Consider the following 15,323-nt stretch of genomic DNA (forward strand, 5'->3'; position numbering starts at 1 on the left):
TACGAAACAGCAGAGTCTTTTCTAACATTGCATATTTCACATGAGGATTTTGTCTCAGCAACCATCCAAGATATATAGATGGTTGCCAAGCCTCTGTGTCTCTTATATAAAAACATTAATAAGCAAGAAGAACTATTCCCTGCTTCTATTTATCCCTTAAAAGAAAGAATAGAGGGAAAAATTAAGAAAAGGATTATCTTTTTTCCAAAAATTTTTTTGTCAGTAGAAATAAAACCCGTACTTTTGCACCAAATTATTATACATATATTATATAAGGAGATGAAAGAAGTATTGATAGTAAGCATCGGCAGCTTCTTCGGAGGCGGCATGAGATATTGGATTTCAAAGTTGGTGCAATCCTGCACGGTGATTGCCTTTCCGTTCGGAACGATGGCGGTAAATGTGGCGGGATGCCTCATCATCGGGTTCCTCTCGGGATTGAACTGGCGGGAAGGGGGATGGATGTCGCCATCTGCCAAACTGCTGCTCACCACGGGATTCTGCGGAGGATTCACTACCTTCTCTACCTTTATGAACGAGGGAGCAGGACTGATGAAAGAAGAGAATTATGTCTATATGATGCTCTATCTCTTCGGAAGTCTGGCGCTGGGACTTATCGCCGTTCTCGCCGGACATTATCTGGCGAAGATTATCGCATAAAAGACTTCGGAGAACAGAAAGAAGAAGAGCCCGGATTGCCGAAAAATATACTGAAGATAGTATTCCATCAGATGAAGAAATGATGAAAATACTATCTTTTTTATTATTTTATATTTCCAAAATGCCTTAATTACGAAATTTATTCGTAAATTTGCAGAAATAATCTGCATTCGACAATTTGAAAGCAAGCTTTCATCATGCTCGTTTGCTTAATTTTTGCACCAATGAATACATTAGATACAAACAACATAAAATGGAGCGAGAATGTAATTATCGCTGATGCCGACTATATCGACCGAGTGGCTTTCGACCTGATAGTCAACTTCGAACGAATGATTAACCGTCGCATCCAACCAGCCGATATGGCACAATGGGCAGTCTGCATTGCCCTTGACGGAGGTCTGAGAGAGGGCGAGCACGAGACACAGGTTGTGCTTATCCACGACAAGCAATCGATGGCGATGAAGAACTTCCGCCCTGCCAACTATGAGAAGGATCTGAACGCTCAGGCTTTCAAGGATGATAAGCTCGGAGAATTCATCATCTCTTCTTATCCTACAGAGGAGAAGATGGTAGGCAAGGATGACTTCCTCGTAGATGTGGCACGCACCGTATGCAACGCCAAGGAGGTGAAGCGAGTGATGGTAATCCCAAATTCTGAGGATGGAGATGCTTACGACCGACTCCGCGAGATACTCCGTAAGGTAGATGACGACGACAAGCGCATCACCCTCTTTGCCATGCAGCCCATGCCAGGCGGCAACTTCAGACAGGAGATTCTCGGTTATTCGCTCATGAATGCCCTGGGGATTTCGGCAGATGAAATAAAATAAACATTAAAATAATAAACATAAAAAAATAAGATTATAAATGAGTAGAGTACTTATGATTGGCGCAGGTGGCGTGGCTACCGTGGCTGCCTTCAAGATCGTCCAGAACCAGGACGTTTTCACCGAGTTTATGATTGCTAGCCGTCGCAAGGAAAAATGCGATAAGCTGGTTAAGGATATCCATGCCAAGGGCTACAAGATGGATATTCAGACAGCTGAGGTGGATGCCGACGACGTTGAGCAGTTGAAGGCTCTCTTCAATAGCTACAAGCCTGAGCTTGTCATCAACCTCGCTTTGCCTTACCAGGATCTCACTATCATGGATGCCTGTCTGGCTTGCGGTTGCAACTACATGGATACCGCTAACTATGAGCCTAAGGACGAGGCTCACTTCGAGTACTCATGGCAGTGGGCATACAAGGATAAGTTCGAACAGGCTGGTCTCTGCGCTATCCTCGGCTGCGGTTTCGACCCAGGTGTATCAGGCATCTTCACCGCTTATGCAGCCAAGCATCACTTCGATGAGATTGAGGTGCTCGACATCGTGGATTGTAATGCCGGTAACCATCACAAGGCTTTCGCAACCAACTTCAACCCAGAAATCAATATCCGCGAGATTACCCAGAAGGGACTCTGGTATAAGGATGGCGAATGGATTGAAACCGACCCTCTCTCTATCCACAAGCCTCTCACCTACCCTAACATCGGTCCTCGCGAGAGCTATCTGATGCACCACGAGGAGTTGGAGAGCCTGGTGAAGAACTACCCTACCATCAAGGAGGCACGCTTCTGGATGACCTTCGGTCAGCAGTATCTCACCTACCTCGACTGCATCCAGAACCTCGGCATGAGCCGCATCGACGAAATCGAGTACGAGGCTCCATTGGCAGATGGTTCAGGCAAGACAGCCAAGGTGAAGATTGTTCCTCTGCAGTTCCTCAAGGCCGTATTGCCTAACCCACAGGATCTCGGTGAGAACTATGACGGCGAAACATCTATCGGTTGCCGCATCCGTGGTAAGAAGGATGGCAAGGAGCGCACCTACTACGTTTATAACAACTGCAAGCACCAGGAGGCTTACAACGAAACCGGTATGCAGGGCGTAAGCTACACCACCGGTGTGCCAGCCATGATTGGTGCCATGATGTTCCTCAAGGGCATCTGGAAGAAGCCAGGCGTATGGAACGTAGAGGAGTTCGACCCAGATCCATTCATGGAGCAGTTGAACAAGCAGGGACTGCCATGGCACGAGGTGTTTGATGGCGATTTGGAAATTGACTAAACTTTAAACTAAATAAGATATGGCAAAAGAAATGCAAGAGGGAAAATTGAATCCCAATGAAGGCAAGCTGAAAGCTCTTCAGGCAGCCATGGCAAAGATAGAAAAGGACTTCGGTAAGGGCTCTATCATGAAACTCGGCGATGAGCACGTTGAGAACATCGAAGTTATCCCTACAGGCAGTATCGCTCTCGACAATGCACTGGGCGTAGGCGGTTATCCTAAGGGACGTATCATCGAAATTTACGGTCCGGAATCTTCTGGTAAGACAACATTGGCTATCCACGCCATCGCAGAGGCGCAGAAGGCTGGCGGTATCGCTGCTTTCATTGATGCAGAGCACGCTTTCGACCGTTTCTATGCGGCTAAATTGGGCGTTGATGTTGATAACTTGTGGATTTCACAACCAGATAATGGTGAGCAGGCGTTGCAGATTGCAGACCAGCTGATCAGTTCTGCTGCTGTAGACATCGTAGTTGTTGACTCTGTAGCAGCCTTGACTCCTAAGAAGGAAATCGAAGGCGATATGGGTGACAATGTAGTAGGTCTTCAGGCTCGATTGATGAGTCAGGCTCTCCGCAAGCTCACTTCTACCATCAGCAAGACCAACACTACCTGCATCTTCATCAACCAGTTGCGCGAGAAGATTGGTGTAATGTTCGGTAACCCAGAGACAACCACCGGTGGTAATGCTTTGAAGTTCTATGCATCAGTGCGTTTGGATATCCGCAAGGCAACAGCCATCAAGGATGGCGATGAGGTAGTAGGTAACCTGGTTCGCGTAAAGGTAGTAAAGAACAAGGTTGCTCCTCCTTTCCGCAAGGCTGAATTCGACATCATGTTTGGCGAAGGCATAAGCCGTGCCGGTGAAGTATTCGGTCTGGCTGTAGCCAACGATATCATCGAAAAGAGCGGCAGCTGGTATAGCTATGGCGGTTCTAAACTCGGACAGGGTGCCGATGCCTGCAAGGCTTTGCTCAAGGATAACCCTGAACTTCTCGATGAACTGGAAGCTAAGGTTCGCGAAGCACTTGCTGCTAAGGAACAGAAATAAAGCCAGATAAGGTTTACACCTTATTATATATAGGAGCTTTATCTGAAAAGAAAGATTTCTCAATCATATTACAGGAATCAAGATAGGGAGAATGCGACATTTTATCGCCTCCCATATCTTGATTCCTTTTATTTTGTCAGCATTATCTGACACCTTGTCAGCCACTTTAAATTTTACAATCCCTTGGCACATGCTTTGTTATGACGAAAAGCGTGAACGCTGAATAGAGAGGTTCCCGACAGATGCATATCTTCGGCAGACTTCCATTAGCCAGCAGTTCATGAGATAAATAACATATTAATAACGATAAAAATAAAAAAAGATATAATTATGGGAAAAGTAATTGGAATTGACTTGGGTACCACAAACAGTTGTGTTGCCGTTTTCGAAGGTAGCGAACCAGTTGTAATCGCTAACAGTGAAGGTAAGCGTACTACTCCATCAGTAGTAGGTTTCGTTAAGGATGGTGATCGCAAGGTAGGTGATCCTGCTAAGCGTCAGGCCATCACAAACCCTAAGAACACTGTATATTCTATCAAGCGTTTCATGGGTGAGACATACGCTCAGAGCCAGAAGGAAGCTGAGGCAATGCCTTACACAGTAGTAAACGAGGGTGGTTATCCACGTGTTGAAATCGAGGGTCGCAAATATACTCCACAGGAGATTTCTGCAATGGTTCTCCAGAAGATGAAGAAGACAGCAGAGGATTATCTCGGTCAGGAGGTTACAGATGCAGTAATCACAGTTCCTGCTTACTTCTCTGACTCACAGCGTCAGGCTACTAAGGAGGCAGGTCAGATTGCAGGTTTGAACGTTCAGCGTATCGTAAATGAGCCTACAGCCGCAGCTTTGGCTTACGGTGTTGACAAGGCTAACAAGGATATGAAGATTGCCGTATTCGACCTGGGTGGTGGTACATTCGATATCTCTATCCTGGAGTTCGGTGGCGGCGTATTCGAGGTACTTTCTACCAATGGTGATACTCACCTGGGTGGTGATGACTTCGACCAGGTAATCATCAACTGGTTGGCTGATGGCTTCAAGGCTGAGGAAGGCGTAGATCTCCGCAAGGACCCTATGGCTATGCAGCGTTTGAAGGAGGCTGCTGAGAAGGCTAAGATTGAGTTGTCAAGCTCTACATCTACCGAAATCAACTTGCCATACATCACAGCCGTTGACGGTATGCCAAAGCACTTGGTTAAGACTTTGACCCGTGCACAGTTCGAGCAGTTGGCTCACAACCTGATTCAGGCTTGCTTGGTACCTTGCCAGAATGCCGTTCGTGACGCTAAGCTCTCTACATCAGATATCGACGAGGTTATCCTGGTTGGTGGTTCAAGCCGTATCCCAGCCGTTCAGACACTCGTTAAGAACTACTTCGGCAAGGAGCCTTCTAAGGGTGTTAACCCAGATGAGGTTGTTGCAGTAGGTGCAGCTATCCAGGGTGCCATCCTGAACAAGGAAGAGGGTGTTGGTGACATCGTATTGCTCGACGTTACTCCATTGACTCTCGGTATCGAGACTATGGGTGGTGTGATGACTAAGCTCATCGATGCCAATACAACTATCCCTTGCAAGAAGAGCGAGGTATTCTCTACAGCAGCTGATAACCAGACAGAGGTTACCATCCACGTATTGCAGGGTGAGCGCCCAATGGCAGCTCAGAACAAGAGCATCGGCCAGTTCAACCTGACAGGTATTGCTCCAGCTCGCCGTGGTGTTCCTCAGATTGAGGTTACCTTCGATATCGATGCCAACGGTATCTTGAACGTTTCAGCTAAGGATAAGGCTACCGGTAAGGAGCAGAGCATCCGCATCGAGGCTTCATCTGGCTTGAGCGAGGACGAGATCAACCGCATGAAGGCTGAGGCAGAGCAGAACGCTGCTGCTGATAAGGCTGAGCGCGAGAAGATTGACAAGATGAACCAGGCTGACAGCATGATCTTCACCACCGAGAACTTCCTGAAGGATAACGGTGATAAGATTCCTGCAGACAAGAAGCCAGGTATCGAGCAGGCATTGCAGCAGTTGAAGGATGCTCACAAGGCTGGTGATGCTGCAGCTATCGATTCAGCTATCAACAACTTGAACACCGTCATGCAGGCTGCTTCCCAGCAGATGTATCAGGGCGGCCAGCAGGCAGGTCCTCAGGGTGCACAGGGTGGTCAGCAGGCACAGGGCGGCAATGATGGCGCTCAGGATGTACAAGACGCTGATTTCGAAGAGGTTAAGTAATACAGATTAATATTATAATAAAGGCGTACAATGCTCAGAAATGAGTTTTGTACGCCTTTTTTGTTTCATTATATTTTTTTATATCCCAATAGTTTGCTAATTCGCTGAAAATTATGTATATTTGCAAATTAAGGGAGAAAAACATCCCCGAAAGAGATAGACAGTTTAGGGTAAATATAAAAGAAAGGAGAACGAGATATGGCAAAGAAGAGACCACAGGTAGCGCTGGTTTATGATTTCGACGGCACACTGTCACCGGGCAATATGCAGGAGTTTGGATTCATACAGGCTACAGGCAAGACAAAAGACGAGTTCTGGGAGAAAAACAGAAAGTTTGCAGAGGGTAAGGATGCCAACGGCATTTTGACCTATATGTATCTGATGCTCGACGAAGCCAAGAAGAACAATATCTCGCTCACCCGGGAATCTTTTCAGAAATTCGGCAAGGATGTAGAACTGTTCCGCGGCGTAAAACAATGGTTTTCGCTCGTGAATGAATATGGCAACAGTATCGGACTGGACGTAAAGCACTACATCAACTCCTCGGGACTGAAGGAGATGATAGAGGGCACACCTATCGCCCAGGAATTTGAGAACATCTACGCCTGCTCCTTTCTCTACAACAAGGAGGGAATCGCCTATTGGCCAGCCGTAGCCGTAGACTATACTACCAAAACGCAATTCCTCTTCAAAATCAACAAGGGTATCAAACAGGTGAGCGACAACAGAAGAGTGAACCAGTATATCCCCGACGAAAAGCGCCCTATCCCTTTCCCCCGAATGATATACTTCGGAGATGGAGAAACCGATGTGCCTTGCATGAAGATGGTAAAGGAACATGGCGGTCACTCGATTGCCGTATATGATAACGAGGATAAACAGAAGACTGCCTGCCAGCTTGTTAAGGAGGGACGGGTAAACTTCATGTGCTCTGCCAACTACAGCAAAGGAAGCGTGATGAATATCATCGTAAAGAGAATATTGGATAAAATCAAAGCCGACTTTGAATTCGACCGTCTGATAGAGCTGAACCAGAAGAAGGCATGGAAGTGATTTAAAGGTAAAAGGGTAAAAAGGTAAAAAAGTAAAAAGATAAAAGGGTAAAAAGGGCAAGAAAGTAAAGGGAGAAAGAGATTCTTTTGTGAATTCCTTGAAACTTTTCTTGGTTTTATCGAGGATTATGCTTAATTTTGCACGCAAAAATAATAATATCAAATCATATTAATGGGAAGAAACAAATACTCAGCAGGAGAAATCAAGGAAATCGGCAAGTTGCTGCGCCTCAAGAACGCAGGCAACCGTTTACAACAGAAAATGATACGCCACGACCTTCGCGTGGATTATGAATTCAATATCTCTGACTTCAATGAGCCTGGCAAGGCTTTCGGAGAAGAGGAGTTGCAGGCAGCCATCAAGCGTGGCGCCATTCAGATTCTCGACGATGCCACCATCGAGGCAATGAAGGCTAAGCGTGCAAGAGACAAGGCTCGCGACGAGGCAGAGAGACAGAAGGAAGCTGTAGCCAGCGGTGAACAGACCGACTGGCAGGAGGCTATGAAGGAGTGGAATGAGTATTATAAATAATTCTGAATGTTGATTGTTAAATGTTGAATTGCACAATGGGCTATGCTAGCCAAAAGCAAGATATAACTCAACACTCAACATTCATCACTCAACATTCAACACTCAACATTCAACATTTAATTAAACGATTATGGCTAAAGTATTGATAAAGACATCAGAGGGCGACATCAAGGTACGCCTCTACGACGAGACACCTCAGCATCGTGACAACTTCTTGAAGTTGGCAAAGGAGGGATATTTTGACGGCACTCTCTTCCATCGTGTCATCAAGGATTTTATGATTCAAGGCGGCGATCCAGACAGCAAAGGCGCTCCTAAAGGCAAGATGCTGGGCACAGGTGGTCCTGACTATACCATCCCTGCCGAGTTCGTTTATCCACAACTTTTCCACAAGCGTGGAGCCTTGAGCGCAGCCCGTTTGGGAGATGAGGTAAACCCAGAACGAGAGAGCAGCGGTAGCCAGTTCTATATTGTATGGGGAAAGACCTACAAGCAGAATGAACTGAAGCAGATGGAGAAGCAGATGGGCATGCAGATGGAGCAGAACATCTTCAACCAGCTTGCCAAAGAACATCATGATGAAATCATGAACTTCCGCCGCAACCGCGACCGTGAGGGGCTGATGAAACTCCAGGATGAACTGGTGGATGAAACCAAGAAGCGCTGCAAGGAGCAGGGCTATCCTAAGTTTACCGAAGAGCAGCAGAAGGCTTACACTGAAGTAGGCGGAACACCTTTCCTCGATAACCAATACACCGTTTTCGGTGAAGTGGAGGAAGGACTTGACATCGTAGAAAAGATTCAGAACTGCGAAACATTGCGTGGCGATCGCCCAAAAGAGGATGTTTCTATGCAGATTTCAGTCATTGAGGAATAAGAAATTTCCATAACGCTCCGCCGGACAGTAAATCCGGCGGAACGCCTAATAAAAACCTGAACAAATATTATATAAGTAATATCAACTATTCATTCGTATTACACAAAAAGACAAATCAATATGGAAAAAATGAAAAGCAAAATGGTAAAGAGCATCATGATGCTCTTGGCATTGGCAAGTTCTAACTACAGCTATGCACAGCAAGCTACCATCACAGTAAGCAATCCTACAGCTGCACAGCGCACTGAGCTCATCTCCCTCAGCATGAGCGAGATAAAGGCTAAATTGGGTAATGCTACACCTAAGAAAGGCGAAGCTTACATCGTAAAGAACAAGAAAGGTCAGCAAATCGGTTCACAGATTACTTATGACGGTAATCTCCTGATTGATGCCAGCGTACGTCCACATGGCTCTGCCACCTATTATGTAAGCATTGGCAAGCCTTATCCACAGAAAGTTTGGGCTACAGGAGCGCTCTATAAGATGCGCAAAGACGATCTTGCCTGGGAAAATGACCGTTGTGCTTATCGCGTTTACGGCCCTGCCCTACAGCGCAGCGGAGAACGTTCTTTCGGTACCGATATCTGGGTTAAGAATACACCGGATAACGTGGTTTACGACCGATACATCAAGGATATGAACGGAAATATCAAGGGCGATAAGATTGATGCAAAGGCAAGAGCACTTGAGAAACTGGCTAAAAACGAAAAGAATAAGGCGAAAGCAGCAAAACTCACAGAACAGGCTAAGGCTCTGTGGGCAGAATCACGTGAACTGGATATCATCACCTCCTTCCATCTGGATCATGGAAACGGACAGGATCCGTATCGTGTAGGCGCCACACTCGGTTTGGGCGCTCCTAGTCTGATGGTTGGCAAGAATCAGGTATTGCCTTACTGCTATAAGGATTATAAGATTCTGGACAATGGTCCTCTCCGCTTTACCGTAGAATTGACTTACAATCCATCTACCGTAGGCGATATGAAGAATGTGGTAGAACACCGTATCATCTCGCTCGACAAGGGCAGCAATTTCAACAAGATGACCGTATGGTATGACGGACTGACTACCCCTACCGATTTTGCTACCGGTTTCCCTATCCACGAAGAGGATACCGAAACCAAGACTTTCGCAAAGGATTATGTAAGTTATGCCGATCCAACAGACAATATCGAAGTAAACAATTCGCAGGTTTACGTAGGCGTTCTCTTCCCTTATGGTGTTGACAATACCTACTACCAGCTCTTCGATGAGAAGCACGATGGTGCTACCGGTCATGCACTCGGCTTGAAACGAGGCTTGAAAGACGGAGAAAGATACAGCTACTATTTTGGTGCAGCCTGGAGTAAATATGATGTGAGAAGCTATGCAGAATGGCAGATTCGCATCAAGGACTACCTCGATGCACTAAGAAACCCACTTAAAGTTTCCTCTAAATAGAGGAAACTTTTTTTTATTCCGACTTCGTCATTTTTTATTCCGACTTCGTCATTCTATCCGCAATATACATACCTGCCAGGATGCAGCAGGCACCTGCCAGGAAGTAAGGAGTAATCTTTTCGTCCAATACCAGAGAGGCGAAAATCATAGTGGTGATAGGATTGAAATAAACCCAGTTGGTAGCTTTCACGGCACCCAGCTTAGAGATACACCAGTTCCAGGTAAGGAAACATATCATGGATGCCAAACAGCCCAGAAACAAGAGATTACCCACCACCTGAGGTTTCGTAAACACATCCCATGCCGGCCAGCCAGGGATGATAAGATAATAAGGCAAGATGGTAAGCACACCATAGAAGAAGACCTTGCGGGTAATAAAAGCTGCGCCATAATCGCCCGATACCGATTTCATCAGGAGCGAATAGACAGCCCAGCTCATACATGCCGTAAAAGCCAAGGCATCACCTACAGGCGACAGATGCAGCACGAATCTGCCATTCAGTACCACGATAATCATACCTACAAAAGCGAGCAGAGAGCCCAACAGCTGTACCATGTTGATGCGCGAAGAATGGCGATAAACCAGACGAACCAGCAAGGTAGCAAAAAGCGGACAGGAACATACGATGAGCGATGTATTGGTAGTTGTGGTATAATTCATCGCCTCGTTCTCGCTCAGGAAATAGAGCGAACCGCCCGTAATACCCAGCATCGCCATTTTAAACTCATCCTTCCAGCTATCAGCAAACATCCGCTTATGATTCACCATCAGCATCATCATGTATGCGATACTGAAACGGAGCGTAAAAATCTGTGCTGGCGAAAGTCCGTTCAGCATCAGCACCTTGGTAGATACAAAGGTGGTTCCCCAGATGGCTACGGTGACAAAAGCCACAAGATGATATAATAAATTACTATTATTCTGTTTCATTCTATTTTCCTGATTTTTGAAATTATGCTGCAAAATTATAACTTTTATTCGAAATGAGCAAATTGTAAGCAAGAAAAGCAGAAAAAGACAATAAAAAGAGCGAAATTAGAACAAAAGAAAAAGTCTTAGGAGTAAGTGCAGATACGACTTCTCCTAAGACCTTATTATTTATATAGTTAAAAAAATCAAGCCTTATTTTTTCTGGAATACTCTCACGTAATCCACTTCCATCTGAACAGGGAGGGCGCTTTCGTCAACACCCTTCATGCCGCCCCAATCACCGCCCCAAGCCAGGTTGAGGATAACATAGAATGGTTTATTGAAAGGCCATGAACCCACATCATTTTTACCATCATTGTTGAAATTGAGCAGTTCCTTACCATCCACATAGGTCTTGATATAATCAGGAGTCCACTCAAGGCGATAAACGTGGAAACCGTCTTCAGCACCCGCAGTCTGGCGTTCCTTAGTAATCTGAGTTTTCATCACGTGATTAAACTTCTCAGTATGGAGCGACGAAGAAGTATAGTTAGGATTAACGCCTACCTCTTCCATAATATCAATCTCGCCACATTTAGGCCAAGGATTTGCTCCGAAATCATTGTTGCAAGGCATCATCCAGAAAGCAGGCCATGTGCCCTTACCTTTAGGCAATTTGATGCGAGCTTCGAAGATACCGTAAAGCCAGCCCTGGGTTTCGTGAGCATATACGCGACCCGAATAAATCTTGCCGTTGCTGCCCTTGAAACAGTTGATGTAAAGCCGGTTATCTGCAATTTCTGTTACGCGTTTGCCATCAGCAGAGCCATTCACATAATTCTGAAGTTCATTATTCACCCAGCCCGACTTCTGCACCTCATGACGCCAGTCGGTACTATTCAACTCTGAGCCTTCATTAAACTCATCATTCCAAACCAGTTCGTAACCTTCCGGAATCACCATTTCGCCCCCTTCAATAGGAGTAACCTGTTTTCCAGCCTGATGCACTGGCACCGATACCTTCTTATCCTCTAATGAAATCTCGACACTTCCGTCAAGAGCTACAGACGATTTATTCTCTTCCACATCTACAGTTACCATACCCATAGCTTTGTTATTACCGCTGGCACTCACTTTAAACCAAGGGTATACATTTGCCGTAGGACCTTCTCCAGGGAAGGATGCTCTCGCTTCCCAACCTCCTTCAGAAGCCACAATCATGATTTTATAAGTACCGCCTTTGGCAGGAACATCTATGCGCGTAGGAGAGCAGGATATCGTCACCTCTCCATCGCCGTCAGAAGAGCTGCTGCTGCAAGAAAGCAGCATAAGCGAGAGAAGGAAGGAAAATATTTTCAAGAATTTCATGTCATTTAAAATTTAGAAAGGGAGCCACTCCTACTTACTTATTTATAGGAGCAGCTCCTGTATAATTCTATATAAACCTATAAAACCTAAAGCCTATTTCACAATCAAAACGATATCGCTGACAGTTATTTCTGCATCCTTAGGAGCACCGGCAAAGTCCATTACAAGTTTTATTTTGGCCATATCTCCAGGATTCTTACCTTTAATCACGGCATCATCATAACGGACAACATATTCACCTTGTATATCAGTATACATATCAGCAAACAAGAAGCTATCATCATTGCCTGTATCACAAAGTTTAAAGGTTGCAAGAGGTAACGGAGCAGAAGTTTTTACTTTACAAGAGAAATCAACTTTCTGTCCCATCTTGATAGCGACAGGAACTTCTGTCAAAGCCCATTGTGCGTGCCACTGCTCAGCTGGAGTTTCTACAGGTATCACGATAGAATGCTTGTTACCCTCATGCTTGACAACAGGAGTACACTCGATAGGTGCCCATCCTGCATCACCAAACCAATTGGTGTTTACGAATGACTGATTCTCATCTACATCCTTCCAAAGGTTTCCAGCTGTATTATAGTCGAATGGCACCTTCAATTCTACCGGAACCACAGTACCGTCATCGTTGGCATGATCTTTTAACACCAGACTTTCTATCATGATTTCATCATCAGCCTGATTTCCACCAAAGTCGAATACCACCTTCAGGTTTTGAATATCCTTACCTTCGAGGTCTGAGCCGAAAATACACTTAGGCTCTCCTGCCTCAAGACCGGTATTTACATCCTTAGAGTCAAAGAGAATGATGTCATCACCACCTGCGCCAGAATCACAAAGTTTCACTTTAACGGCATTATGTCCCTTGGCAGATGTAATGATGCAAGAGAAGTCATAATGCTTATCTGCGCTAGTAGAGATACCTAAGTTTTTGAAAGGAACCTGAGCTTGCCAACGCTCGGTAGTTGCCTTAGGGAGCTTCAATGTATAGCATCCCTTGCTGTAGCTACAAACCGGGTCAGCAATTTGGGTCCATCCTGGAGCATAATAGCCAGCAGAAGGTTTTTCAGGGAAGGTAATTCTCTTGAAGAGATTAAACTCACTATCCTCTACGAAACCTGCGAAGCCATTCATCTTGGTTTTCTCCACCGTGAATTGCTTCTTGACGCTCTCCTTGCTAATACCATTGCGATTCTTCACAAAGCACTCCACATCGTAAGTACCCTTCTTGCGATAATACTTAGAGAGGTTGAAAGCAGAAGAATAGGCACCATCTATCACCCATACCGGGCTTACTCCCTCTGCACCACCAAAAGAAAAGTTGGCTGTGTTGGTCTCTTGGTCTACATCAATCTTGAAGTTGTCGGCAAAGTCGGCTACATTAGGCAACTCACCGTTGGCACCAGAGAACTCCTCTGCAGAACATGCGCTGAGCATCAATCCACCCAGAAGAGCATAAGCCATATTTCGAAATATCTTTTTCATATTGCTGAAATCTTAAAGTTAATATTTTATTAGGGGGTAGAGGAAACTATTGTTCCTCTACCTTAATAAGTTTTAATAATTATTCTGAACCAAAGCAGGATCAGAGTCAAGCTCTGCCTGAGCAATTGGGATATACTTCTTAGATTCTGTCCAAGAATTGGTACGATAGCCATACTCATCTGGCACCAATACGCTGGCAGCCTTGCCTGTACGAACCAAGTCGAAGTAACGCTTACCCTCACCCACAAACTCCAAGCGGCGCTCATTGATAACATCATCCAGAGTTACGGCTCCAAGCTCTGCGATTCCTGCACGGTTGCGAATCTTATTCACATAATCCTTAGCCTGATTAGCATCGCCACCTGTCTCCAACAAAAGCTCTGCAGCATTGAGGTAAGCCTCAGCCAAGCGATATACACGGAGATTGTTATTATAGTTAAGGTTATTATCGAAACCTGCGTCAGCATTGTTCTCTGTGAACGGACGATACTTGGCCAGCCAAAGACCAGTATCCTCATAACGTTTGGTATATTTCACGCCACGACAGTCCCATACAGTAGCATCACGGCGCTTGTCGTTGTCAGCAAACAGAGCATAGGTTTCGGTACGAACAGGTAGGAATCCCCAACCGTCACCGCCTTGGTTCCAACCATCGCCACCAGGCCAAGAGTTTGGAGAAATCAAGGTAGGCAATATTGTACCACCAATAGCCAATGGTGAATTCCAACCACGCTCGTTGTTACCATCCTCATAGTTTACTTCCCAGATGCTCTCCTTGCACCATTCGCCGCTCTCTTTCCAAATAGAGGCGTAATCGTCTACTATATCATAGTCACTCTTGTCGGTGATGAGCTCCTGCATATACTGGAGAGCCTTAGGATAGCGAGTCTTGTCATTCTGAAACATCACCATCTCGGCATACATCATATAGCACATGGCCTGCGATATTCTTCCACAGTTGGCATCGTCCCAACGCATTGGCAGGACCTTGGAGTCAATTACAGCCTCAAGCTCTACTATCAATTTGTCATATACTTCATCAGCCTTGAGCTGTGGGGCTGTGTAAGGAGCAGACAAGTTCTCCAGATAGAAAGGAATATTGCCGAAGTAGTGCCACAAGTTATTGTAGAAATATACACGGAGGGCTCTACCCTGCATCTCATAAGATGCCCTGTTGGCAGCAGTGAGATTAGCCTCTGCCCAGCCCAAATACTTCAAGAGGTCATTACAACGCTTGATGCCTGAGTAGTCCACTGTCCAAAGTGAGCTAAGGGTATTGCTGGCATTTGCCTCATAGTTGGCAAGCATGTGCCAGTGCTGTTGATCGGTTTTGTTAGAACCGCCTACCCAGAAGTTATCGCCCATTATCTCGGCATCGATATTGAGAGCATTATACTGTCCCAATCCCCAGTCTGGCCAGTGGATAGGATCGTAAGCCGCATTCAGAGCCTCATTGATATGGGCATCTGTGGTATAATATTCTTCGAGGTTTTCACCTGATGGGTTCTCCACCTCTAGGAAGCTGTCGCTGCAAGATGTGTTTGCCAGTGTCATACTGGTTGCCAACACTCCTAAAGCTATATATTTTATTGTCTTCATAA

13 protein-coding genes are annotated in these 15,323 nt (G+C 45.6%); 9 read left to right on the plus strand and 4 right to left on the minus strand.

The features are described from left to right. Positions 1 to 279: 279 nt before the first annotated feature. From crcB to F7D47_RS07575, 9 genes are all read left to right on the plus strand, one after another. Entirely contained in the window at positions 280 to 660 is a 381-nt protein-coding gene (gene crcB / locus F7D47_RS07535) for a fluoride efflux transporter CrcB (RefSeq protein ID WP_144151266.1), read from the plus strand. 224 nt (positions 661 to 884) lie between these two features. Continuing rightward, positions 885 to 1,493, plus strand: coding sequence for a DUF6621 family protein (locus F7D47_RS07540; protein ID WP_022120293.1), 609 nt, complete (start codon positions 885 to 887; stop codon positions 1,491 to 1,493). Positions 1,494 to 1,530: 37 nt separating this feature from the next. Then, the gene (locus F7D47_RS07545; protein WP_006848470.1) at positions 1,531 to 2,772 is read left to right on the plus strand and encodes a saccharopine dehydrogenase family protein; all 1,242 of its coding nucleotides are present in this window, start codon (positions 1,531 to 1,533) and stop codon (positions 2,770 to 2,772) included. 19 nt (positions 2,773 to 2,791) lie between these two features. Beyond that, positions 2,792 to 3,823, plus strand: a complete 1,032-nt coding sequence (gene recA, locus F7D47_RS07550) for a recombinase RecA (protein ID WP_022120294.1) — start codon at positions 2,792 to 2,794, stop codon at positions 3,821 to 3,823. Between the two features lie 330 nt (positions 3,824 to 4,153). Further along, positions 4,154 to 6,058 (plus strand): molecular chaperone DnaK, encoded by a 1,905-nt coding sequence (dnaK, locus tag F7D47_RS07555; protein WP_117586402.1) that lies wholly within the window; start codon positions 4,154 to 4,156, stop codon positions 6,056 to 6,058. A gap of 198 nt (positions 6,059 to 6,256) precedes the next feature. Then, positions 6,257 to 7,111, plus strand: coding sequence for an HAD family hydrolase (locus F7D47_RS07560; protein ID WP_022120297.1), 855 nt, complete (start codon positions 6,257 to 6,259; stop codon positions 7,109 to 7,111). Between the two features lie 171 nt (positions 7,112 to 7,282). Beyond that, the gene (locus tag F7D47_RS07565) at positions 7,283 to 7,642 is read left to right on the plus strand and encodes a hypothetical protein (protein ID WP_118190275.1); all 360 of its coding nucleotides are present in this window, start codon (positions 7,283 to 7,285) and stop codon (positions 7,640 to 7,642) included. A gap of 130 nt (positions 7,643 to 7,772) precedes the next feature. Then, complete coding sequence (locus F7D47_RS07570; protein ID WP_022120299.1) at positions 7,773 to 8,519, plus strand: peptidylprolyl isomerase; 747 nt, start codon at positions 7,773 to 7,775, stop codon at positions 8,517 to 8,519. 120 nt (positions 8,520 to 8,639) lie between these two features. Continuing rightward, positions 8,640 to 9,959: a DUF4861 domain-containing protein gene (locus F7D47_RS07575; protein WP_367379482.1), complete on the plus strand. Its 1,320-nt coding sequence runs from the start codon at positions 8,640 to 8,642 to the stop codon at positions 9,957 to 9,959. Positions 9,960 to 9,993: 34 nt separating this feature from the next. Here the strand turns inward: F7D47_RS07575 and F7D47_RS07580 are convergent, their stop codons facing one another. The 4 genes from F7D47_RS07580 to F7D47_RS07595 form a co-directional block, all read right to left on the minus strand. Then, positions 9,994 to 10,890 (minus strand): DMT family transporter, encoded by an 897-nt coding sequence (locus F7D47_RS07580; RefSeq protein ID WP_153086096.1) that lies wholly within the window; start codon positions 10,888 to 10,890, stop codon positions 9,994 to 9,996. A 192-nt stretch (positions 10,891 to 11,082) separates the two neighbouring features. Then, positions 11,083 to 12,237, minus strand: a complete 1,155-nt coding sequence (locus F7D47_RS07585) for a family 16 glycosylhydrolase (protein WP_153086097.1) — start codon at positions 12,235 to 12,237, stop codon at positions 11,083 to 11,085. 93 nt (positions 12,238 to 12,330) lie between these two features. Next, positions 12,331 to 13,722 (minus strand): hypothetical protein, encoded by a 1,392-nt coding sequence (locus tag F7D47_RS07590; RefSeq protein ID WP_153086098.1) that lies wholly within the window; start codon positions 13,720 to 13,722, stop codon positions 12,331 to 12,333. A 72-nt stretch (positions 13,723 to 13,794) separates the two neighbouring features. After that, entirely contained in the window at positions 13,795 to 15,321 is a 1,527-nt protein-coding gene (locus F7D47_RS07595; RefSeq protein ID WP_153086099.1) for a RagB/SusD family nutrient uptake outer membrane protein, read from the minus strand. Positions 15,322 to 15,323: the final 2 nt, after the last annotated feature.

Origin of the sequence: Segatella copri (assembly GCF_009494835.1) — a bacterium.
Classification (GTDB): Bacteria; Bacteroidota; Bacteroidia; order Bacteroidales; family Bacteroidaceae; genus Prevotella; species Prevotella copri_F.